The organism is Streptomyces sp. NPDC002602 (assembly GCF_042889445.1).
GTDB lineage: Bacteria > Actinomycetota > Actinomycetes > Streptomycetales > Streptomycetaceae > Streptomyces.
On record NZ_JBIAQX010000028.1, the window covers coordinates 36,922 to 58,423 of the forward strand.

Below are 21,502 nucleotides of genomic sequence, written 5' to 3' on the forward strand. Positions count from 1 at the left end.
AGAGAGCCGCTTGCGGCGAGGGCAAGGACCAAGTGGGAGGGCGTGCGGCCGGCATGAGGCACCGCAAAGTGCGCCGGTAATAACCGAATTAGCATTGACGGTCATCCGATATTCGACCTCCTTTCGAGGTCGCCATTGCCCTACGTGGGTTATTATTTCCCCTGCGGGAAGATAATCCGACCCGCCGGCGCATGCGAGGATTCCGCCATTCCGGCGATTTCGTAAATCTCGATGCGCTGCGAGTGTGGCGAGGAACCCGCGTGGCCATGGCTTCCTGGCGCCAGGGCGTTCGCCGGTCGTCTTGCCTTCGCCGTTCGTCTTGACTTCACCGTTCGTCTTGACTTCGCCGAAGACGCGGCCGCAGGGGGCTTTGGGCGGCAGGGGGAGCGCACCAGCCCCTGAGCCCGTCCACCCGGCCTCCGCATGCGCCGGGGAGGCGGGGCGACCGCCCCGGGACACGGTCCGAGGCCGGTGGTCACCACGTGCGAGGTCCGGTCATGGCGGTCACACCGGGTTCGCGCGTGGCTGGGGCCCGGGACCGGTGGGGCCCGGGACCGGTTCGGACGGGTCCGGGTGCCGGATCGGCCGGGGGCGCGCAGAGTGGGGCTTGAGGACGCACGGCCGCCGCCACGAAGGCGGAGGCGGCACAGGGCCCGGGCCGTGCCGGCGCAGCGCTCAGGCGCGGACGAGTGAGGATGCCCGATGGTCCAGCCGGCCCAGTCTCCCGAGCCCCCTGAAGACCACGTCATCGTACTGTTCGGTGCCACGGGCGACCTGGCTCGGCGCAAGCTGCTGCCCGGGCTGTTCCACCTGGCGCGAGCCGGGCTGATGCCGCCGCGCTACCGCATCGTCGGGACTGCTCCGGTGGCGGAAGCCCTGACCGATCAGGAATTCCGGACCCACGCCCGGCAGGCCGTGACGGAATTCGGGCGTTCGCGGCCCGAAGGGCCGGAATGGGAGGCGTTCTCGGCCGCCCTGTCCTTCGGCGCGGCCGACACGGGAGCGGCGGACCCCCTGATGACGGCGGTGCACGCGGCCGAGGCGGCTCTCGGGGGCAAACCGCGCCGGCTCTTCCACCTCGCCGTGCCGCCCGTCGCGTTCACCTCGATGATCGACCTGCTCGGCGCGACGGGGCTCGCCGAGGGCGGCCGGGTCATCGTGGAGAAGCCGTTCGGCACCGACCTCGCGCTCAACGCCGCCATCCACCGCGTCTTCGACGAGTCACAGGTGTTCCGGATCGACCACTTCCTCGGGAAGGAGGCCGTCGACAACGTCCTGGCGCTCCGCTTCGCCAATGGCCTCTTCGAACCGCTGTGGAACCGTGAGCACATCAGCCACGTACAGATCGACGTGCCCGAGCACATCGACATTCAGGGCCGTGCCCGCTTCTTCGAAGGCACCGGAACGTTCCGCGACATGGTCGTCACCCACCTGTTCCAGTTGCTCGGGTTCGTCGCCATGGAACCGCCGGTCGCCCTGCAGGCGGACGCGCTCCGCGACGAGCAGGTCAAGGTATTCCACAGCATGCGCGTCCTGGACCCCGCGCACGTCGTTCGCGGCCAATACACCGGCTACCGCGACGAGCAGGGTGTGGATCCGGCATCGGACACGGAGACGTTCGTGGCGCTACGGGTCGAGATCGACAATTGGCGCTGGGCGGGGGTGCCCTTCCACCTGCGTACGGGGAAGGCCCTGGCCGAGGGCCGTCACGTGGTGACGCTCGGCCTGCGCGAGCCTGTCCTGCGGATGTTCCCGCTGGACGCGAGGGCCGCTGCCGACGGCCGGAGCAACGAACTCGTCATCGACTTCGACGATCCGGGCTCCGTCACCGCCCGCCTCCTGATGAAGGAGCCGGGGCCGTCGATGCAGCTGGCCGAGGCCGACATGGTCTTCAACTACGGCACTTCGTTCGCCGCGCAGAACTCGCTGGAGGGGTACGAGCACCTCCTGCTGGAGGCCATGCGCGGCAACCAGTCCTTCTTCACGCGGTCCGACGGCGTCGAGCGGCTCTGGGAGGTGGCCGCCCCACTGCTCGACGCGCCGCCGCCGGTGGAACCGTACGCACCCGGGAGCTGGGGGCCTGCCGGCATCGAGGCCCTCGTCGCCCCGTACCGCTGGCATCTGCCCGACCGGCGGGCCGCGTCCTCGTAGTCCGGATCGCGTGGTGCCGGGCGGGTCGGCCCGCGCCATCGCCCATCTCGCCCGGAGCGTGGCAGCCGTACCGCCCGGTGTTCGTTCAGTATCCGTATCGAAATCCGTATCGAAGGATTCGGCAGTGTGCGGCCTGGGGACTGATGCCGAGTCCATCCGCGATGTCCGCGACCGGTGTCTCGTCCTGCTCCAGGTGGTGGGCCGCGGTCCTGGCGATTCGTTCGACGGTGCGCTCCAGTGCGGCGGCCGCTCGCAGCGCGGCCAACGGTGCCTGGTCGGCGAGATCCTCCAGTTCGGTGTCGATGCGTTCCAGCAAGTCCTGCACGTGCGAGGGCAGGGGCACGGCCCGGGCCCGGATGGTCGCGATGTGGAGTTGCCAGTCGCCGAGGGGTCCGTCCGGATCGAGCAGGAACGGGGTCGGCAGCCCGTCACCGACCTTGGTCCAGTCGATCGGGTACAGGGAGGAGCCACGCCAGCCGCACGAACACCCCGCCTTGACGCTTTCGGCCCTCGGCGCACCCAGGGTGCCGTCGTAGTCCCACCAGTCGGTGCTCGTGTGGACCTCGGACCCGCTGCCGACATCGAAGACCAGCGGCGCCGGCTCATCCCCGCCCGACAGGACGGCCGCGGGCCGGCCCTCGTGTTCGTCTGCGAACTCGCTGATCTGCCACATCGGTGAGCCTCCGGCACGCCGTCGCCATTCGTCGTCGACAACGACCATGGCGTACCCGGGTCGACTTGCGCGGCCGGATCGCGAAACCGGGCCTTGTCGGATCGGCTGGGCGTCCTGGCCTTCGAGGGGCGCGAATCGTTCCTGCGGAATGTCGTCGGCTGTGTGGGGGAACGCGTCCCCGCGGGGTGGGGGATGTCGACGTGGTGGGCATCGCGACCGATCACCGTGTGCGCGCCACCGCTCTGGACGCCGCCGCGGCGGGATTCGGTACCCGGGTACGCCTGGACCACTCGGTCGGAGTCGCCCCGACACCATCGCCTGCACTCCGGACGACTTCCGCCGGGCAGGTGTCGAGATGTCGGGCCAGGCACCGGTGTCGAGTTGGTTCAGCGGGCTTCAGCGGGCTTCTGCGGAGTCCAGTGCGCTTCCGCGTGCTTCTGCGTGCTTCCGCGGGCAGGCCGGCTGCGGCCAATTGGAGCCGTACGCGATTCCTTCGGGCGAATGAGCGGGCCGTGGCCGGGCTTGAGGCGGTGCGGTGGCCGAAGAGAAGAGTGCGGACCCCGTCGGGGTCGTACGACCGTCCAGTGGACGTCGCGTAGTTGATGTAGAACGCATGAAGGAGATCTCGCATGTCTCGTGTCCTGAAGAGTTTCGCGCTCGTCCTGGCCGCTGGTGCCGTGGTCGTGGGCGGGGCGTCGGTGGCCTCGGCTGACGCGAACGCGGATGGCCTCGCTGTCGGTTCGCCGGGCGTCCTGTCCGGCAACGTCGTCCAGATTCCGATCCACGTCCCGATCAACGTGTGCGGCAACTCGATCGGCCTCGTCTCCGTCCTCAACCCCAGCTTCGGCAACACCTGTATCAACAGCTGAAGTCGGCCCGTTACGCGGTACGCGGTACGCGATACGCGGTACATGGGTGCGGGTGGCAGCGATCGACGCTGTCACCCGCACCGGGGGAACCCGCTGTGATCCATGGCCTGGCGCCGGCGCGCTACCTCGCGTCTGTCGGACAGAGAAGGCGAGCGACCCCAGTGGAACTCCCGACGTTGCGGCGCACGGCCTGGCTCACCGCTGCGGCCGCGCTGCCGGCGGTGCTCGCCGCCCCCCAGCCGGTGCGGACGGCGCACGGCAGAAGGTCGGGGCGACGCCCGCAGCGGTGTCAGCGGCCTCGCGCACGAGGGCAGTACCGCAGACGGTGCCGGGGTGCACGTGCCGGCCGTGCACGACAACAAGCGGACCGGACAGCAGCGTTTGTCTCGGATCACCCACCGGGAGGGATCCAACGGCGTTTCCCCGATCACCTGGGACGGACCGGAAACCGTTGACCTGGAGGCCGTCGAGGCCGTCCACGGGACGTCGGGGGAGTACCTGGTGCTCACTGGCCGCGGCATCGCCTACCGCCTGAAGGTCAACGGCTCCACGGGGGTGGAGTGCCTGCCCGGGTCCGCCGATGCAGTCCTGGGCACCGATGACGAGAACCTCGGCGGATACCTGCGAACCATGTCGTACTGCGGCGCGTGACCTGCCCGATTCGAGTCCGGGCACGCCACGCCTCCGCTGATCTCCCCGTGGTCGAGCCACCGGGTGTTGACGCCGCGTTGGCCGCGTGCGCCTCAGGACTTCGGGCGGCCGGGGCCAGGGCCGGTGCCGTGGTGGGCGCCGTGGCCCTGCTCCCGAGAACTTCGACCACCGGCGCGCCGTCCGCGAGCGTGTCGGCGACGGCTGCGTACGAGTACGGCCGTCCCTCGGTGTGGTCCGCGCTCACCGGAACCAACAGGCCGCCGGCCGTTCCGTGACTCCCCAAGGCGGCCGGGCCGGGCGGCCTGCGGGACACGACCGCGCTGGTGAGAACCTCCCGCACCAGCGCTCCCACGACTCCGGTCGGCATCCCCGTGCCACCGACCACCAGCACCGGCCTTCGAACGAACGCCGCGTCGAGTCCGAGGTCCGCCGGGGCGAGTCGGTCCGTCTTGGAAGTCGTTTCATTTGCCGGCGATGGTGCTCACGCCGGGCGAGGGAGCCTGGTCGTGTCGCGTGCGGGGGGTGGTTCAACGTCGGGTGCGCCAGGTGCCGTAGAGGGCGGCGACGGCGCTGATGACGCCGGCGAAGCCGGTGTCTCCGACGGCGAGGTAGGTGCCCGCGCAGGTGGCCAGGAGGGCGATCAGTACGACGCTGTCGCGGTCGCCGTACCGGTTCGCTTCGGGGGGTGCGGACGGCTCCTGTCGTACGGGTACGGGTACGGGTGCCGGTGCCGGTGCCGGTGCCGGTGCCGGTTCGGGGTCGGGGGCGGGTTCGGGCGTCTGGGGTGTCGCTTCTGCGTGCGTCATGTCTCAAGGAGAGCGGTACTCAGGGGGGTTTCCCAGTGATCCGTACGGGCCCGCATGGACCCGGACAACACCGGTCACCGCGCACGGGTTTCCGCGCTGACCTCGGACGCTGCCGAGCGTTCGGCATCGTTCGGCGGATTCCGCGTACGTACGGCGTCCGAGCCTCTAGCGTTGGTTTCCGGACAAGGGGGGTGATCCGGTGACACCTGAAGATGCCGGGGTCGAGCCGCACGACACGGCTGCCATCACTGCGTTCGAGGACGCGTTGCACGAGTTCACGGAGGAGCTGAACCGGCTCCACATCGTCCACGGCGCGCCGACCTACGCGACCGTGGCCGGCGCCTCGGTGAGGCCGAGACTGACCAAGGCCGGCCTCAATGAGCTGCTGGCCGGCAAGCGGTTCACCTCCCTGGAGACCCTCCTCGAATTCGTCCGGGTCGTCACCGCCCCACGGGACCTGGAACCGGCCGCCGCTGCCAGGTTCCGGGCCGACCCGGCAACCGTGGACGACTGGCGACGCCGCTGGCAGGACGTGAAGCTGCTCCAGCGCCAGTCCCAGCCCGCGAGCAAACGCCTGCGCGCCACCGTGCGGCAGACCCTGGACGACGCCTCGCAGGAAGCCGAAACCCTCCGCGGGGATGCCCGCGCCGAAGCCGACCGCATTCGCGCGAACGCGGAAGCAGAAGCCGAACAACTGCGTGCTCGGGCCCGGCACGACGCCGACGAACTTCTGCACCGAGCCCGCCAGGAAGCCGCCCGATCCCACGGAGCACCACACGCGAGCGAGGAAACCTCGAACACCCGGGCAGCCGGCACCGGCTCCAACGGACGGTCGTGGCGGCAGCGCGGAGACCTTGCCCTGCGTCCGGCACTGCGCCCCGCTTTGCGTCCGGTGGCCGCGGCGACCGCAGTGGCCCTTCTGGCTCTGGCCGCGATCCTGGCGGGGGATTCCCTCACCGGCTCCCCGGGCGGCTGCAAGACGGGACAGACCCAAGCCGTCGAGCAGCTCGTCCCCCGAGCCGCACAGGCCGGCGGCACCGTGCGACTGGCGGTATTCGCCAACAAGCCGGAAGCCTTCATCCCCGGCCCGATCGCACCCCGCCGGGGCTTCCCCGGACCCTCCGCCGACAGCTCCCCGGATGCGTCCCCGGACGCGTCACCGGTGCCGGGCCCTTCACCGACTCCGAGCCCCGACCCCACACCATCCCCCTCACCGACACCGACACCGACACTGACAGCCCCCGGCAAGCCCGACCCCTGCGCTCCGAGGCCACGCGGCCGTTAGCCACGACCGACGGCACCCACGGCCGCAACTCCCGTCTGGGCACCCATGGCCGAGGCGGGACGAGTTGTTCGCGGGCAGGGCAGGGTGGGGCAGAGCGGGGCGGGACGCGTAGGTGCGCGGGCTGGGATCAATCAGTTCGCACGAGGCCTGGCACTCTCCACACTTGACGGCTAACGCCGTTAGCCATACCGTGACGACAGGCGGCTAACATCGTTAGCCGCGTCGGTCAGTCGCAACGTGAGAGGGCCGCAGTGAGTCCCGCCACAACCGACAGCACCTCGTGCGGCAGTGTCCTGACCCGGCCCCTCCGGGGTACATGGGAGTCACTCGCGCTTCCCTCCGGGGCATTGGCGATCGCCGGGGAAGTGCACCGACCGCCAGCCGTCGCCACGCTCGTGTTCCTCGCCGGACCGGGCCCGTTTTCACGGAACCCTGCGAAGCGCAACACGGGAGCCCGGTGTCCCAGGCTCGCCGCGTCCCCGGTCCCGCCCACCGCTCGGAGGCCGGCTTCCGGATCAGGACAGCCCACCGACATCGCGATCGCGCGGACGGCCCGCCGTGGCTGACCGTGCGCGGCAGATCATGGCCGCCGCCCGGGAGTTGCTCGACGCCGAAGGGCCGGATGCGCTGTCGATGCGGCGGATCGCCGAGCGTGTCGGCATCCGGGCGCCTTCCTTGTACAAGCACTTTCCTGACAAGGCCGCTGTCGAGGCCGGGCTCCAGGTGCAGGGGATGACCCGGTTGGCGGAGGTGCTGGAGGCCGCCGAAGCCGAGACGGGTGTCGAACCGCCGCTGCTTGTGCTCGCCCGCGCCTACCGACGGCATGCTCTCGCCGGCCCGCACCTCTACCGCATCACCCACGGTCGGCCGCTCGCCCGCACCGCGCTCCCCGACGGGCTCGAAGATCGCGCGGCGACGCCGCTGGCCCACGCGGTACACGGCGACATCGACGTCGCGCGCTCGTTCTGGGCATTCGCGCACGGCATGGTCGTGCTCGAACTCGACGGCCGCTTCCCGCCCGGCGCGAACCTGGACGCCGCATGGCGCACCGGCTGCGAGGCGTTCGCCCAGGCAATCCGAGACAAGACCCGGGGAGGCACCGCATGACCACACTTGCCCGGGAGCCCGCTACCGGCATCAGCGCCCGCGCCGCCGGCACGATCACCGCGTCTGGTTTCGGTTGCCTGCTCCTGTCCACCGCCTTGGCCTCGACGGCGTTCATTTCGCTGCCCTTGCTGCTGATCTGGATCGCCGCACTCGGCGCAGCCCTCGGGCGCCGGCCCTGAGCCCGGAGTCGCGGAACCCTGACCGCCGGGCACCGACACCTCGACAACCCGCTGTCCGGTCCCACTCGGATCTCCACCCGCGAGGCAATGCTCATCTCGCTGCGGACATCTTCACGAATACCGTCGGCATCCACCGGACGCCGGCCGTCGCCTCCCCCTGAGCGCTCACTCAACCAGACAAGCGTTTCGCCGACATCCGACTGAGACTCCAACGGAGCGACCATGGATCTTGCCTACCTTCCCAGTCCTTCCACCGGGGTCCTTCACCTCGGCCCGGTTCCGTTGAGGGCGTACGCCTTCTGCATCATCCTGGGCGTGTTCGTGGCCGTCTGGCTCGGCAACCGGCGCTGGGTCGCACGGGGCGGGGAGCAGGGCGTCATAGCGGACGTCACCCTATGGGCCGTGCCGTTCGGCCTCGCCGGGGGACGGCTGTACCACGTGATCACCAGCCCCGACGCGTACTTCGGCGAACACGGCGAGCCGATCCGAGCCCTGTACGTGTGGGAGGGCGGGCTCGGTATCTGGGGCGCCATCGCCCTGGGCGGGCTCGGCGCGTGGATCGGCTGCCGTCACCACCGCATCCCCTTCCCCGCCTACGCGGACGCGGTCGCCCCCGGCATGGCCCTCGCCCAGGCGATCGGCCGCTGGGGCAACTGGTTCAACCAGGAACTCTACGGCCGCCCCACCACGCTCCCCTGGGGCCTGGAGATCGACCGCGCGCACCGTCCCTCCGCCATGCTCGACATCGCGACGTACCACCCCACCTTCCTCTACGAATCCCTCTGGAACATCGGCGTCGCCGCACTGGTCCTCTGGGCGGCCGGCCGGTTCACGCTCGGTCACGGCAGGACCTTCGCCCTGTACGTCGCCGCCTACACGGTCGGCCGGTTCTGGACCGAGTACCTGCGCATCGACGAGTCCCACACGTTCCTCGGCCTGCGCCTGAACGGCTGGACCTCTGTGGTGGTCTTCCTTGGCGCCATCGCCTGCCTTGTCGTGTCGGCTCGCCGCCACCCGGGCATCGAGCACCTGTCGCGCCCGAGGAAAGAAGGTGACAACGAGAGGGCCGGCGAGCCGCGCCTGGACGTCGCCGTCAAGACAGGAGGTGGCGACGCACCTCGTGCCTGAACCGACGTCCCGGCTGCCTCCCGGTGAGTCACCGGGAGGGACACACTCCGCCGGGCTTTGAGGCCACGGCTCAGGTGTGGCGGGGTTGATCAGTGCTGTTGCGGCCGGCGATGTAGTCGGATCAGTCGCGTCTGGCGTATCCGGTCCATCGCGTGGCGATGCTGACGCTGGTCGCGGTGAAGTCGGCGAGGACGAAGGCCGGCAGGTCGGCGGCCGGGGCAAGGCGGGCGCTGTTGCGGCCGACGCGGGGTGTGATTCCGTGCTGCCGGAGTCTCAGGTTGAGGTAGGTGGCGCCGAGGGGGCGCGCGGGTTCCTGCCCCGGGAAGTGGTGGACGGCGTGGTGGACGGCGTGGTGGAAGGTGAGGGCGAGGCGGGCGGGAAGGGCGAGGCGGGCGGGAAGTGCGGGGCTGGCCGGGCCTCTTGGAGACGACCCTGAACGCGTTGTCAGAGGTGCCCTCTACTGTTCGGTCAACTGTTCAGGCGCGAAAGGGGAGGCAGCGTGCGGCGCTGGGAGTACGTCGACGGCGGCTCGATGAAGTTCTGGGAGGCGGACGCGGAGGGCACCTCGGTGACCGTCCGCTTCGGGCGGACCGGGACGAACGGCCAGACGCGCGTCAAGGAGTTGGATTCCGCCGCCGACGCCCGGTCGTACCTGGCCAAGGCGATAGCCGAGAAGGAGCGCAAGGGTTACACCCAGACCGGGGCAGCCGAGACCCCGACCGCTCCCGCCGGTGTGGGGTCGGGCGCAGAAGAGGTGCCCGCCGCCCCGATCGTGCCCGTGGACGAGGACGCCTTCGCCCTGCCCGAGTCTTGGAAGCGGAACCTGCTTCCCCGGCGTGGCGGCGTCCGCCGAACCGTGGCCCCCGCCGACGCGGGCGCGCAGGAGCAGTTGAACCAGTGGCTCCGCGACGACGCAGTCGCGGTGGAGCGGGCGCTCGCCTCGCCGAAGAGCGATCCCGTACTCGTCGAGGCTGCCCGGGCCCACCAGGGCGGCAGCAGCAGTCCCCTGGGCGCGGCGGTCCTCGCGATGCTCCTGACCTCGCATCCGGGATCGTTCACGGTCTCCGTGGACGCCTGGGTCAGCACGTTCGGGTTGCCGTTCGCGGCGTGCGCCACCGTCGAGTTGCTGGAGACCAGACTCACCTGGGAGACCCGGGGCAGCATCGTCGACGGGGTCACGGTACGCGACGACCCCGATCACACCGGTTGGGCCCGGCACGGCGCCCAGTCGGCTTGCGAACGTGTCAGGGCCCTGCTGACCCTGGCCGACGAGGACACGTACCGGGCCACCGTCGCCGCCCTCGGTCGCCACCGGCACAGCGTCCGCCGGCGCGTCACCGTGTCCTTCATCGTGCCGTCGGAAGGGGAGTGGGTGGACGAGTGCTGCGCCGATCCGGCGACCCGCACCCATTCCGAGACCGCCGTACGGAAGATGCTGCTGTGCTCCCTCGGCTCGCCCGGGCAGCTCTCGCTGTTCGGCGACCGTGTGGACCTCGACTGGCGCGGCTGGGACGCGACCGTCGTCAGCACCCTCGCCGAGGGCGTGGGGCCCGCGATGGCACCGCAACTGGCCGCGGAGCTGAACCAGACGTACATCGACGTGGACGCCGTGAAGGCCATGGCGGGAGCCCTCGCCGAGATGCCCTCCGACGCCGCCTTCGGTTTCCTCCTGGAGCGCCTCGACAACAAGCACGTACGGCCGGAGGTCGCCGCCGCGGCGCGCCGGTTCCCCCTGCGGGCACTGCGCATGCTGGCCCGGACCTCGATCGGCGGGGGCAAGGCGGCCGCGATGGCCGGCCGGCTGCTCGCCGCACACGTCACCGCGCACCGGGACCTGGTGCTCTCCGTGCTGCCGACCCTGAACGAGGAGCTCGCCGCGCTCGTCGCTCCCCTCGTCCATCAGGAGGGACGCGTGGAGGACGCCCCGGCGGACGCGTTGCCGGCGTTGCTGACCAGCCCGCCGTGGACGCACAGGCGGCCCGTGGTCAAGCCGCGCGTGGTCCCCGGGCTGGTCGCGCCCGTTGGATCGCGGGTCGTCTGGCGGCCGGGTGAGCAGCAGGCGTGGGCGGCCACCGAATCGTGGGTCACCGGATGGCGGCCCTACGCCCCGATGGAACAGCTCATCGACGAGATCCGGACGGGCCGGCTGTACGCGTCGCACATGCTCGCGGTGTTCGTGCACGGACCCGTCGACGCCGTGCGACCGCTGCTCCCCGAGTGGCGGGGGCTCAACGACGCCTACGACAGGCTCTCGACGTGCAAGCCGCTGGTCGCCCGCCACGAGCTGTTCGCGCTGCCCGCGATCGTGCACATGGTGACCCGAAACCCGACGGCCGTCGCGCCGATCCTGATGCCGTTCCTCGATGCGGACGTGGCCCGGCTGATGGCCGATTGGCTGGTACGGCTCAAGGTCGCGGGCGAGACGGCCCGGTCCTGGTTCGTGCGGCACGGAGCCGACGCGGCCCGGCTGCTCGTCCCCGACGCGCTGGGCACCCCCGGACCGCCGCGGACCGCCGCCGAGCGGGCGCTGCTCGTGATCGTGACGGCCCACGGGGCCGACACCGTACGGGAGGTGGTGGCGGAGTACGGCCCGGAGGCCTCGGAAGCCATGGAACCGCTGCTGAGCTCCGATCCGCTGGCGGCGGCGCTGCCCGCCCGGATGCCGAAGAGGGCCGTATGGGCCGATCCGCAGGTGCTGCCGCAGATCCTGCTGAAGTCCGGCGGGGCCCTGCCCCCGTCGGCTGCCGCGCACGTGCTGACCATGCTGGCGGTGTCCACACCGGGCGCGGAGTTCCCCGGGCTGGCCCAGCTACGGAACCTGTGCACGGCGGAGTCCCTGACCGCCTTCGTCTGGGCGCTGTTCAGCGAATGGCAGCTCGCCGGCATGCCCCCCAAAGAGGCGTGGGCGCTCCACTCACTCGGCCGGTTCGGTGACGACGGGACCGTGCGCGCCCTGACCCCGGTGATCCGCGCGTGGCCGGGCGAGGGCGCGCACCATCGGGCCGTCGACGGTCTCGACGTCCTGGCATCCATCGGCACCGATGTCGCGCTGCTGCATCTGCACGGCGTGGCGCAGCGAGTGAAGTTCAAGGCCCTCAAGCTCCGCGCGCAGGAGAAGATCTCAGCGGTCGCGGCCGAGCTGGGGCTCACCGGCGAGCAACTGTCCGACCGGCTGGTTCCGGACCTCGGTCTCGACGCGGACGGCAGCACGATCGTCGACTACGGCACGCGCCGCTTCACGGTCGGCTTCGACGAGCAGCTGAAGCCCTACGTCCTGGACGAGGCGGGTCGACGGCTCAAGGACCTGCCCAAGCCGGGGACGCGGGACGACGCGGAACTCGCATCGGCCGAGCGCAAGCGGTTCGCCGCGTTGAAGAAGGACGTCCGGACCATCGGCTCGGACCAGGTGCGGCGGCTGGAGGCCGCGATGGTGGACGGCCGCACGTGGACGGGCGCCGAGTTCCGGCAACTGTTCGTGGAGCATCCGCTGGTGTGGCACTTGGTGCGGCGCCTGGTCTGGCTGGCCGAGGCGGACGGCGAGGTGACCGCGTTCCGGGTGGCCGAGGACCGTACGTACGCCGACATCGAGGACGAGACGACGAAGTTCGCGGACGACGCCTGCATCACGCTGGCCCACCCCCTGCGGCTGGGCGGCGATCTGGCCGCCTGGTCGGAGCTGTTCGCGGACCACGAGATCGTCCAGCCGTTCCCACAGTTGGGCCGACCGGTGCTGGCCGTGACCGAGGAGGAGGCCGCCGGCGCGCGCCTGAGGCGCTTCGAGGGCTTCACGGTTCCGATCGGCAGGCTGCTCGGGCTGCAGAAGCGCGGCTGGGAGCGCGGCGAGCCGCAGGACGCCGGCGTGGAGCGGTGGTTCTCCCGCCGGCTCGGCCCGGAGCGCTACCTGGTGATCGAGCTGGGCGGGGGCATCGCGGTCGGGATGGTCGGCGAGTTCCCGGACCAGAAGCTGGAGACCATCTGGCTCGATACGCAGCCCGGCGATCACTGTTCGTCCCGTACGTACCCGCTGACGTTCGGCGACCTCACCCCGGTGATCGTCTCCGAGGTGTTGGCCGACCTGACGGAGCTGACGTCATGACGACGACCCCTCCCCACCCGAGCGAACAGCCACAGTGGCCGCCCGCCGAGGCCCGGTACACCGATGAGCTCGCGGGGCCGGGCGTCTTCGACACCGATCACCGCCCGTCGGGCCGCCAGTCGCGCCGGCGGACCGCCCGCCGCTTCACCCTCGGCGCCGAGTGAGCGGGCGTCGGCAGGAGGTGCGAGAACAGGGCCAAGGCCCGGCAGGCATCCATGCTTCCGGTTCCGGAACAGATTCGGATTCCCGGAACAGCTTCGGGTTCCCGGAACAGCTTCGGGTTCCCGGAACAGATTCGGGTTCCCGGAACAGATTCGGGTTCCCGCAACAGATGAGGACGCCCCGTCAGATGGCAGTGCCGGACGCTGGGTGATCCTGCCGGACCCCACGTCATCCGACCTCCGAGTCGTGTCCTCGCCCTCCCCCCTCGCCACCAGAAGGCGGCGAGGGGGAGGCCCTCTGCGTCGGCGCTCGTTCCCCCCTCGCCGACCTCCCGGTCGGCCGCTTTCACATGCTCCGCGACGACCTCTCCTCCGCCTGGCCGCCTGGCCGCCCGGCCGAGCGCAACCGTGCCCCCGTCGCCCGTCGCCCGTCGCCCGTCGCCCGTCGCCCGTCGCCCCGTCGCCCTCGACGCGGCGGAACTCGGCCCGCGGTCGATGCGTGCGGGGCCGGCCTGGTTATCGTGCCGCCGGCTCCAGGGGCGCGGAGTTCCTGGCCAGGAGGGCGAAGGCGGAGTCCAGGCAGGCGGTGGCACGTACGGGGTCGGGGTCGACCTTGCGGACGATCTGCACTCCCTGGATCAGAGTGAGCAGTAGCTGTGCGCCGCTCTGCGGGTCGATGGACGCGGAGAGTTCGCCCTCGCGTGCGGCGCGTTCGAGTTGCCGGGTGAACGACTCCTGGGCGTGGCTCAGACTGCGCTGTGCGAGGCGGGCGACATCCTCGTCGTGGGGGAGCAGCTCGGCGATGCTGTTGACGCTGAAGCACCCCGCGGTGCCGCAGACCGCGTCTGTGGTGAGCAGTCGGCCGAGGAGGTCGCGCAGCTGATCGAGGGCGGGGCCGTCCGTGTCGAGGGCGCCGGCGAGCAGGCTGTCCTGGCGGTCCAGGTAGCGGGTCAGGGCGCGGACGAACAGTTGGTGTTTGTCGCCGAAGGCCGCGTAGATGGAGCCGCGCCCGAGGCCGAGCTCCTCCACCAGGTCGCTCATGGCTGTGGCCTCGTAGCCCTTGCGCCAGAACAGGAGGATCGCGCGGTCCAGGATCGCTTCTTCATCGAACGTGCGTGGTCTGGCCATGGCACCACCGTAGCGAACGGAGAGGGCAAAGGCAGCATGTAATGGACCGCTCGTTCCAGAAGTGCTAGGTTATGGAACGAGCGGTCCTGAACTCTCGGAGAGGCAGGGAAGGCAACCCGCGGAATCCCGTCAGGAGCAAAGGTGAAAGTCGAGATCTACTCGGACCTGGTGTGCCCGTGGTGCTACATCGGAAAGCGCCGATTCGAGCAGGCCCTGGCAGCCTTCCCCGGCGCCGACCGGGTCGAGGTCGTCTACCGTCCGTTCCAGCTCAACCCCGATGCCCCCGATACGACGGAACCCTCCGCCCGGGTCTACGAGCGCAAGTTCGGACGCCCGGCGGACACCATCTTCGGCCCCCTCACCAAAGCCGCCGCTGCCGAAGGCGTCACCTTCCGACTGGAGGACGCCCTCGCCACCAACACCTTCGAGGCGCACCGGCTGCTCTGGCTCGCCCGGCACCACGGACGCCAGGCGGAGGTGAAGGAGGTCCTGCTGGCCCACTACTTCACCAATGGCGGCGACCTCGGCGACCGCACGGCCCTCGCGGACGTCGCGGCGACGGCGGGCCTCGACCGCGACGCAGTGCTGTCCTTCCTCGCCTCGCAGGAGGGCGTCGACGAGGTCCGCGCAGAGCTGGCTCAGGCAGCCGAGCTGGGCATCACCGCCGTGCCGACCTTCGTATTCGACGGTGGGGTCGTGCTCCAGGGAGCGCAGAGCCCCGAGCTGATCCTCGAAGTCCTCACCAAGGTCGCCGACGGAACGATCTCGTCCGCCACCGTCTCGCACTAGCACCACCCCGGCCCCCCGACATCGGGTTCCGGGGCGCGGCACCACAGCCATACGGCAATTCGGCACCACGAAAAATCCATGATCAAGGAGTTCACCATGAAGGCAGCGGTCATCAACCAGTACGGCAAGATCGACGACGTCGTGACCGTCACGGAGGCCCCCACGCCCGCCGTCGGCCCGCGCGACGTGCTGATCGAGGCCCGGGCGGCCGGAGTCAACCCGGTGGACCATCTGATCGTCAAGGGCTTCATGCGTGCCGGGGAGCTCACACAGCCCCTGGTCATAGGCAACGAGCTCGCGGGCGTGGTGGTGGAGATCGGCGCGGAGGTGACCGACTTCGCCGTGGGCGACGAGGTCTTCGCCCGGGTCGACCCCCGCTCGGGCGGGGCCTTCGCCGAGTACGTCGCCGTGGACCAGTCGCTGGTCGCCGCCAAGCCGCAGACCCTGTCGTTCGAGGAAGCGGCCTCGCTGCCCCTGGTCGGGCTCACCGCCTGGCAGGCTCTGACCGAGCAGGCACAGGTCCGGGCGGGCACCCGCGTCCTGATCCACGGCGGCGCCGGCGGCGTGGGCTCCGTCGCGGTCCAGCTCGCCAAGCACCTGGGCGCCGAGGTCATCGCCACCGCCGGCGGCGACAGCGTCGAACTCGTCCGCCGGCTGGGCGCCGACCAGGTCATCGACTACCGCACCGAGAAATTCGACGAGATCCTCTCCGACATCGACGTCGTCTTCGACACCATCGGCGGGCCGACCCAGGACCGCTCCTTCCGGGTCCTCAAGCCCGGTGGAACGCTGGTCTCGATCGTCCCCATCACCGACATCGAGGCCAAGAAGGCCGAGTGGAACGTCGACGCCCGCGCCTTCTACATGCGCCCGAACGGCGAGCAACTGGCCCGACTGGCCGATCTGGTGACCTCCGGCGAGCTCCAGCCGCTGCTGGAGACGACCTTCCCGCTCACCGCGACCGCCGACGCCCTGCGGAAGGTGGAGCGCGGCGGAGCCCGGGGCAAGACCGTCATCCGCATACCGGCCTGACCCGGGCACGAACCGCCAACCAGCAGCGCCGGCCCACACCCGGTACGTCCCTGCGAAGGCCCCGGCTCCGGAGAGGTCCGGGTCGGGCTTTCGCACGAGGCGTACCGGCAGGCCCACCTCCACGCAGGCACGAGACGCCGTCACCGCCGGAGTGGGTGCCGAATCCGCTCGCCTTCAGGGCCAGGACCCGTGCCGCCGAGCCTGCGGGCGAAGGTACCCGACGCCGCCCGAGCGATGACCAGGTGTGGGCATTGCCCTCGAGCAAGGCGAGCACGGTCTCGCGCAGGCGCGCAGGCGCGCAGGCGCGCAGGCGCGCAGGCGGGTGTGCGGGTGTGCGGGTGTGCGGTCGGGCGGGCAGGCGCGCGGGCGCCGACGCCGGCCGTGCGGCGGCCGTGCGGCGGCCGGTAGTGCCGGAGCGGAACAGAGCGGAACAGAGCGGGGTCCGCTCCGGCGGGTGGCCGATGGAACTGCCCTTTCGTTCGGCGACAGCCTGAAACCTGACGTAGGGAGAGGGGCAACCGGGGATCTTGCGGCGCTTCGGATCCCACCGGCGGGGGCGGGGGCGGGGTGAGGTGAAGTGAGGTGAGGTGTGAGGAAACCCTCAGGTTCATCCCCGAGCAGCAGGACTCCTCGCCTTGGCGGCCGGCCTCGCAGGTACCGGCCTCGCGGAGCGCAGCGGCGACTTGGCCTTCCATGGCTTCGCGCGGTACTTCGCCGCCATTGACCAATCGATCGCAGATCAGCCCGTAGACGCAGGTCGGCAGGGTGTGAGGGCGACGCGCGGCGTCCGCCAACCCTCGTGCGGCAGGGAACAGTCGGACGGCCTCGCGGCCGGCGTTCTCGCGGGGAACGAGAATCTCTCGCAGCTCTGGGTCACGCACGCTCTCGACGGCGCACGCGTAGCGGGCGAGCGGGCGGCGGCGACCCTCGCCGGTGAGTCGCCGTCGGGCGAGCAGTGACATGCCGTCCACCGCTGAGCAGGGCCAGGGCGTCGACGGCGGGACCGGGGTCGCAGGTGCCGGTCGTGGTCCGGAAGGTCGGCCCAGCGGTGACGGTGGTCTCCGTCAAGCCCGGCGCCTTCGGTGTCGGCCGGACTGTGACGGCAACAGCAGTGGTGCCCAAGTGGCTTGAATGGGGACAGGGTTGGCCGGTGTACCCAAGGTGGGGCAACAATTGTTCATTTGTGCTACCGGTGGCGCCCTGATGGGATCTACGATTCCGACTCATGGCCCCACCTCATCGGACGAAGCGTCCGAATCCCTGGGAGACGCCGGCCTCTTCGGAATCCGACCATCACGCTTGAACGAGCAACGGTACCCAACCGGTGGTCCGCGGTACACAGACGCACAGGTGGCGGCGGGCACCCAGGTCAGCCGGTAGTACGTCAAGAACCTCCGGAGCGGGACGTCCGTTCCGGGTCTGGGGCCCGCGATGCGGATCGCCGGCGTCTTCGGCCTCGATTCGGTCGGCCCTTTCGTCAAGCCGGACAGCCATTCGTCGGTTTCCGTAGTCGAACGGCGGCCCGCGCCGGCCCGGCACTGCCGGAGGACGCGCGCAGGACGGAGCAGGCGCCCCGCCCCTGGGACGGAGGACGAACCGGACGGCGGGGTGAAACGTCGCGGCTCTGCTCCGGCGGCTCATGACCACCCCGGAGGTCCCAAGAGGGACGACCACAAAGGACGACATGGACATCCGAAGAATGCGGCGCACGCGTGATGATCTGTTACACGACATCACCTTGAACGCGCCGGCGGCACCGGGGGAGCTCTTCGCCGCCCTCTGCGACGCCATGAGCCGACGCCACCGAGTACCGATGGAGCACCACCTGGTCTCCTTTCCCGTCAGCACGGTCAGCGGGCTGCTGGTGAAGACGAAGGCACGCAATCTCGTCCTCATCGAAGCCGACACCGATCCGGAGCACCAACTCGGGATACTGGGACACGAGTTCTGGCATGTGGAGGCAGACGACGGCCGAACCGGGATCCTCGGCGAGTCCGACTTCTCAACCCTGTTCAGTCCCGACGTGACGGCCACGGACATCCAGCGCATCGCTGCCCGCACCAACTGCGAAGAGCACGAGGAAGCCGAGTGCGAGCTGTTCGGATCTCTCCTCGCGATGAAGGGCAAGCGCTGGCTGGACACGGACAGCTCCCCGGCCATCACCAGCGCGTTCGGGCGCAAGCTCAGCGTCAGCCTCGGGCCGGGCAGGGGCGTCTGGTGAACCAGAACTCCGGCTACTGGGTACTCTCCGGCCTGATGTGGATCGGATTCGGCATCAAGGCGCCCGCGCTGCGCTACAACAGGGACCCCCTCTACGTCACCGTGTGCGCCGTGCTCTTCCTGGCAGGGCTCACCTTCTGCTGCTCCAACCCCGAAGTGGTCGGCGCTCTCAATCAGATGACGGGGATCCCCAACTTCAGCGCCCCACTCGTCTACAGCCTGCTCACGCTCGAGAGCGCACTGGTGCTCACGCTGCTCGTGTACTGGCGTGAGGGTCCGCCGGCCAAAGCCCGACGCTGGGCGCGCCGGCTCCAGGCCGCCTACGGGCTGGTGATCCTGGGGATCGTCACCCTCTTCGTCGCCGGCGAAGCCCCCGCCGAGCGCCTGGTGGATTTCGAGGTCCACTACGCGAGCACGCCGCTCATCCGCGAGATGGTCCTGCTCTATCTCGCCGCTCACATCGTGGCATCCATCATGGCCACGGTCCTGTGCGCGCGATGGGCCGCGAGCGTCACCCGCCCTCGATGGCTCCGCCGCGGCCTGCGACTGCTGATCATCGGGTTCGGCCTCAACCTGGGGGTGGGCCTCCCGAAGGTCGCCGCGATGATCGGGCGGTGGACCGGGCACAACTGGGACGCGATCAACGCCCAGATATTTCAGCTGTGCGCCTTCGCCTGCACGCTGTTCACTTTCCTCGGCTTCACCCTGCCCATGGTCGGCGGCTTCCTGGAACAGCTCTGGTCACAGATCCGCGCCTTCCGGCACCTCGGCCCGCTCTGGAGGGCGCTGCGGGACGCCATCCCCGGGATGTCGGCGTCTCTGCCGGTCGCCTGGTGGGACTTCGAACTGAAGTGCCAACGGAGGGTCGCGGAGGTCCAGGACGGCCGGCTCGCGCTCCGCCCCTTCCGGTCTCAGGCACTGGCGGTGGCCGCCGCGGCCCAGGCGGAGGCGATGAATTTGCCCGCCGACCTGACGGAGGCCCGCGTCGAAGCGATCGTTCTGGCCGACGCCTTGGCGAGGAAGGCCGCCGGCGACGAACTCCCTCTCCTCGATGACACGAGCACCCCCCTGCCCCGTCTCGACCGGGAGGCCCTGATCCTCGTATCACAGGCCATCCGGGATCCACTCCGGAACCCACCTTTCACCACCGCCGACCAGCACCCACTGGAGCCCCCCGCTCATGGACCCGTCAATGCCTGACATCAGCACAGGACGCCGCCGCCGCGCCGTCGTACTGGGAGCGAGCCTCACCGGCATGCTGGCCGCCACCGCGCTCGCCCCTCACGTCGACGAAGTGATCGTCATCGAACGGGACGAGCTGCCCGACGGACCCGGCCCCCGGCCGGGACTTCCCCAGGCTCACCACGCCCACCTCCTGTGGTCGGCCGGAGAGCAGGCGATCGAGAGACTCTCCCCGGGAATGCGACAGCGGCTGCTCGATGCCGGTGCGCGGTACGTGCACATGCCCAGCGGCCTGGTCTCGCTCACCCCCCACGGATGGGTTCCCCGCAGCGGTGAACCCCTCCAGCATCAGATCGTCTGCTCCCGCGACCTCCTGGACGCCACCGCCCGCCGCTTCCTCCTCCAAGGCATCACCGTCCGGACCCGCAGCTACGCCGTCGGCCTGATGGGCACCCGCACCCGCATCACGGGAGTGCGGGTACGCGACCTGGAAACGAAAGAGACCGCGGCACTTCACGCGGACTTCGTCGTCGACGCGACGGGCCGCAAGTCCCACTCCCCGCAATGGCTCGCAGAGATCGGCCTGACCGCCGTCCCCGAGACGACCGTCGATCCCGGCCTGGTGTACGCCAGCCGCTGGTACCGAGCCCCCAGCGGCGCGGAAACGTTTCCGGTCGTCAGCCTCCAACCCGACCCCGGACTGGGAGTCCCCGGCCGCGGTGCCACCCTCGTACCGGTGGAAGGTGACCGCTGGCTCGTCACGCTCGCCGGCACCAGGGGTGCCGAACCCGGCACCGATCCGGCCGCCTTCGAAGAGTTCGCCCGCAAGGCAGCCCATCCCATCGTCGCCGACCTGATCGCGAGAGCGGAGCCCCTCTCGGAGGTGCGCCTTTACCGCAACTGCAGCAACCAACGCCGCCACTTCGAAGCACTGAAGCCGTGGCCCGCCGGCTTCGTCGTACTCGGTGACGCCGTCGTCTCGACCAACCCGATCTACGGGCAAGGCATGACCATGGCAGCTCAGATGGTCCTGGCACTGCGCAGCGCCCTCGACCGGCACGGCTTGACCACACCGCGACTCAGTGCCACCGTCCAGCGCCGAGTCGGCCGAGTGATCCGGGCACCCTGGGACATCACCACCGGCCAGGACATCAGGTTCCCGGGTGCCACCGGCCCGCGGGCCCCTCTGGCAGGCCGGGTCACACACCGCTACGTGGACCGCCTCAGCCGCACCGCGATGAGCCGTCCGGTGGTGACCAGGGCACTGTTCGACGTGATGTCGCTGGCTGAGCCCCCGACCCGCCTCTTCCGCCCGGACACCCTGTGGGGAGTCATCAAGGGACCGGCCGGCCCGGCCCTCGGCGAACCGCCCATCACCGAATCCGAGCGCGCCCACTGCCACCCGCTCGCCGCCACCGTCCCCGACCCGCCCGGCGCGTAGCCAGACCAACCAGCCCCCACCACGAGGCACTCACTGGCCCATGAGACGCGCACGGTGGGTGTGGTGACCGGGTGGGAGGCTGTCGCGGTGGCCTGTCAACGCTCCGGCCCCAGGGACGTACGCGGCGTTCCCGGGGGAGGGGCGTGGGACCGAGGGCCGGGGTGGGTGTACGCATTCGTTTCGAGGGGCGACTTTCGTGTGTCCGTGCGAAGAATTGTGCAGAACGATTGTTACGGAATTCTGTGCTCCGGTTGGGTGGTGGGGTGGTTGAGTGCGCCCGGTGGTGCGCCGGGGTGCGGTGTTCGCCTGTTCCGTGTGCGCGCCGGGTGGGTGCAACGCTCAGTGAATGTCAGGGGCACGATCAGGTGGATTGTGTGTACTGCGCAGGTGAGGGTGACGGAAATGTCCGTGGTCGGTAACCGGCCTCGGTGGCGGCTGCGGTGGGTCGGAGGGCGGGTCGAGAGTGTGGTCCTCGGCTCAACCGCGGGCCGGGCACCCGAATCCGGTACGTGGTTCGTATCGGCGGGTGGACTCCTGTTCTTGAGGGGGCATCACCTTATGTCTGCTTCGTCGAACGTTCGTCGTGTCGCCGCGACCGTCCTCG

17 protein-coding genes and 1 pseudogene are annotated in these 21,502 nt (G+C 70.3%); 14 read left to right on the forward strand and 4 right to left on the reverse strand.

Features of this window, described 5'->3' with window-relative positions; genetic code table 11:
- Positions 1–702 precede the first annotated feature (702 nt).
- Positions 703–2,151 carry a glucose-6-phosphate dehydrogenase gene (zwf, locus tag ACFYW3_RS37415; protein WP_389388806.1) on the forward strand — a complete coding sequence of 483 codons (1,449 nt, stop codon included), beginning with the start codon at positions 703–705 and terminating at the stop codon, positions 2,149–2,151.
- An 85-nt stretch (positions 2,152–2,236) separates the two neighbouring features.
- Here the strand turns inward: zwf and ACFYW3_RS37420 are convergent, their stop codons facing one another.
- On the reverse strand, positions 2,237–2,824 hold the full coding sequence (locus ACFYW3_RS37420; RefSeq protein ID WP_351761390.1) for a hypothetical protein: 588 nt from the start codon (positions 2,822–2,824) through the stop codon (positions 2,237–2,239).
- 629 nt (positions 2,825–3,453) lie between these two features.
- Between ACFYW3_RS37420 and ACFYW3_RS37425 the strand changes: the two genes are divergently transcribed.
- On the forward strand, positions 3,454–3,693 hold the full coding sequence (locus tag ACFYW3_RS37425) for a chaplin (RefSeq protein ID WP_351761393.1): 240 nt from the start codon (positions 3,454–3,456) through the stop codon (positions 3,691–3,693).
- Positions 3,694–4,026: 333 nt separating this feature from the next.
- Positions 4,027–4,344, forward strand: coding sequence for a hypothetical protein (locus tag ACFYW3_RS37430; protein ID WP_389388807.1), 318 nt, complete (start codon positions 4,027–4,029; stop codon positions 4,342–4,344).
- A 527-nt stretch (positions 4,345–4,871) separates the two neighbouring features.
- Here ACFYW3_RS37430 and ACFYW3_RS37435 read toward each other — a convergent pair.
- Positions 4,872–5,150 carry a hypothetical protein gene (locus ACFYW3_RS37435; RefSeq protein WP_389388808.1) on the reverse strand — a complete coding sequence of 93 codons (279 nt, stop codon included), beginning with the start codon at positions 5,148–5,150 and terminating at the stop codon, positions 4,872–4,874.
- A gap of 199 nt (positions 5,151–5,349) precedes the next feature.
- Between ACFYW3_RS37435 and ACFYW3_RS37440 the strand changes: the two genes are divergently transcribed.
- From ACFYW3_RS37440 to ACFYW3_RS37465, 6 genes are all read left to right on the forward strand, one after another.
- Positions 5,350–6,435: a hypothetical protein gene (locus ACFYW3_RS37440; RefSeq protein ID WP_389388809.1), complete on the forward strand. Its 1,086-nt coding sequence runs from the start codon at positions 5,350–5,352 to the stop codon at positions 6,433–6,435.
- A 558-nt stretch (positions 6,436–6,993) separates the two neighbouring features.
- On the forward strand, positions 6,994–7,542 hold the full coding sequence (locus ACFYW3_RS37445; RefSeq protein WP_351761405.1) for a TetR/AcrR family transcriptional regulator: 549 nt from the start codon (positions 6,994–6,996) through the stop codon (positions 7,540–7,542).
- Positions 7,539–7,721, forward strand: a complete 183-nt coding sequence (locus ACFYW3_RS37450; protein ID WP_351761408.1) for a hypothetical protein — start codon at positions 7,539–7,541, stop codon at positions 7,719–7,721. The genes ACFYW3_RS37445 and ACFYW3_RS37450 overlap by 4 nt, the downstream gene beginning before the upstream one ends.
- 222 nt (positions 7,722–7,943) lie before the next feature.
- Complete coding sequence (gene lgt, locus ACFYW3_RS37455; RefSeq protein WP_389388810.1) at positions 7,944–8,849, forward strand: prolipoprotein diacylglyceryl transferase; 906 nt, start codon at positions 7,944–7,946, stop codon at positions 8,847–8,849.
- Between the two features lie 499 nt (positions 8,850–9,348).
- Positions 9,349–12,945: a WGR and DUF4132 domain-containing protein gene (locus tag ACFYW3_RS37460; protein WP_389388811.1), complete on the forward strand. Its 3,597-nt coding sequence runs from the start codon at positions 9,349–9,351 to the stop codon at positions 12,943–12,945.
- Positions 12,942–13,109, forward strand: a complete 168-nt coding sequence (locus ACFYW3_RS37465; RefSeq protein ID WP_389388812.1) for a hypothetical protein — start codon at positions 12,942–12,944, stop codon at positions 13,107–13,109. The genes ACFYW3_RS37460 and ACFYW3_RS37465 overlap by 4 nt, the downstream gene beginning before the upstream one ends.
- 513 nt (positions 13,110–13,622) lie before the next feature.
- Here ACFYW3_RS37465 and ACFYW3_RS37470 read toward each other — a convergent pair.
- Positions 13,623–14,234: a TetR/AcrR family transcriptional regulator gene (locus ACFYW3_RS37470; RefSeq protein WP_389388813.1), complete on the reverse strand. Its 612-nt coding sequence runs from the start codon at positions 14,232–14,234 to the stop codon at positions 13,623–13,625.
- Between the two features lie 141 nt (positions 14,235–14,375).
- Between ACFYW3_RS37470 and ACFYW3_RS37475 the strand changes: the two genes are divergently transcribed.
- Positions 14,376–15,023, forward strand: coding sequence for a DsbA family oxidoreductase (locus ACFYW3_RS37475; protein WP_389388814.1), 648 nt, complete (start codon positions 14,376–14,378; stop codon positions 15,021–15,023).
- A gap of 96 nt (positions 15,024–15,119) precedes the next feature.
- Positions 15,120–16,055: an NADP-dependent oxidoreductase gene (locus ACFYW3_RS37480; protein ID WP_389388815.1), complete on the forward strand. Its 936-nt coding sequence runs from the start codon at positions 15,120–15,122 to the stop codon at positions 16,053–16,055.
- A 665-nt stretch (positions 16,056–16,720) separates the two neighbouring features.
- On the opposite strand, the pseudogene ACFYW3_RS37485 reads toward ACFYW3_RS37480, so the two are convergent.
- Positions 16,721–17,026: pseudogene (locus ACFYW3_RS37485) on the reverse strand (TetR family transcriptional regulator); the annotation flags it as partial.
- A 713-nt stretch (positions 17,027–17,739) separates the two neighbouring features.
- On the opposite strand from ACFYW3_RS37485, the gene ACFYW3_RS37490 reads away from it, so the two are divergent.
- From ACFYW3_RS37490 to ACFYW3_RS37500, 3 genes are read left to right on the forward strand one after another with little or no spacing between them, the layout of a single operon-like run.
- Positions 17,740–18,276 carry a hypothetical protein gene (locus ACFYW3_RS37490; RefSeq protein ID WP_351761429.1) on the forward strand — a complete coding sequence of 179 codons (537 nt, stop codon included), beginning with the start codon at positions 17,740–17,742 and terminating at the stop codon, positions 18,274–18,276.
- Entirely contained in the window at positions 18,273–19,475 is a 1,203-nt protein-coding gene (locus ACFYW3_RS37495; protein WP_389388816.1) for an MAB_1171c family putative transporter, read from the forward strand. Before ACFYW3_RS37490 ends, ACFYW3_RS37495 begins: the two co-directional genes overlap by 4 nt.
- Entirely contained in the window at positions 19,468–20,898 is a 1,431-nt protein-coding gene (locus ACFYW3_RS37500) for an FAD-dependent oxidoreductase (protein ID WP_389388817.1), read from the forward strand. The genes ACFYW3_RS37495 and ACFYW3_RS37500 overlap by 8 nt, the downstream gene beginning before the upstream one ends.
- Positions 20,899–21,502: the final 604 nt, after the last annotated feature.

Excerpts from the sequence above, each read along its gene's own strand:
- zwf (WP_389388806.1), top strand. The coding sequence starts at position 703 with ATGGTCCAGCCGGCCCAGTCTCCCGAGCCCCCTGAAGACCACGTCATC.
- ACFYW3_RS37420 (WP_351761390.1), bottom strand. The coding sequence starts at position 2,824 with ATGTGGCAGATCAGCGAGTTCGCAGACGAACACGAGGGCCGGCCCGCG.
- ACFYW3_RS37425 (WP_351761393.1), top strand. The coding sequence starts at position 3,454 with ATGTCTCGTGTCCTGAAGAGTTTCGCGCTCGTCCTGGCCGCTGGTGCC.
- ACFYW3_RS37435 (WP_389388808.1), bottom strand. The coding sequence starts at position 5,150 with ATGACGCACGCAGAAGCGACACCCCAGACGCCCGAACCCGCCCCCGAC.
- ACFYW3_RS37450 (WP_351761408.1), top strand. The coding sequence starts at position 7,539 with ATGACCACACTTGCCCGGGAGCCCGCTACCGGCATCAGCGCCCGCGCC.
- lgt (WP_389388810.1), top strand. The coding sequence starts at position 7,944 with ATGGATCTTGCCTACCTTCCCAGTCCTTCCACCGGGGTCCTTCACCTC.
- ACFYW3_RS37465 (WP_389388812.1), top strand. The coding sequence starts at position 12,942 with ATGACGACGACCCCTCCCCACCCGAGCGAACAGCCACAGTGGCCGCCC.
- ACFYW3_RS37470 (WP_389388813.1), bottom strand. The coding sequence starts at position 14,234 with ATGGCCAGACCACGCACGTTCGATGAAGAAGCGATCCTGGACCGCGCG.
- ACFYW3_RS37480 (WP_389388815.1), top strand. The coding sequence starts at position 15,120 with ATGAAGGCAGCGGTCATCAACCAGTACGGCAAGATCGACGACGTCGTG.
- ACFYW3_RS37490 (WP_351761429.1), top strand. The coding sequence starts at position 17,740 with ATGGACATCCGAAGAATGCGGCGCACGCGTGATGATCTGTTACACGAC.
- ACFYW3_RS37500 (WP_389388817.1), top strand. The coding sequence starts at position 19,468 with ATGCCTGACATCAGCACAGGACGCCGCCGCCGCGCCGTCGTACTGGGA.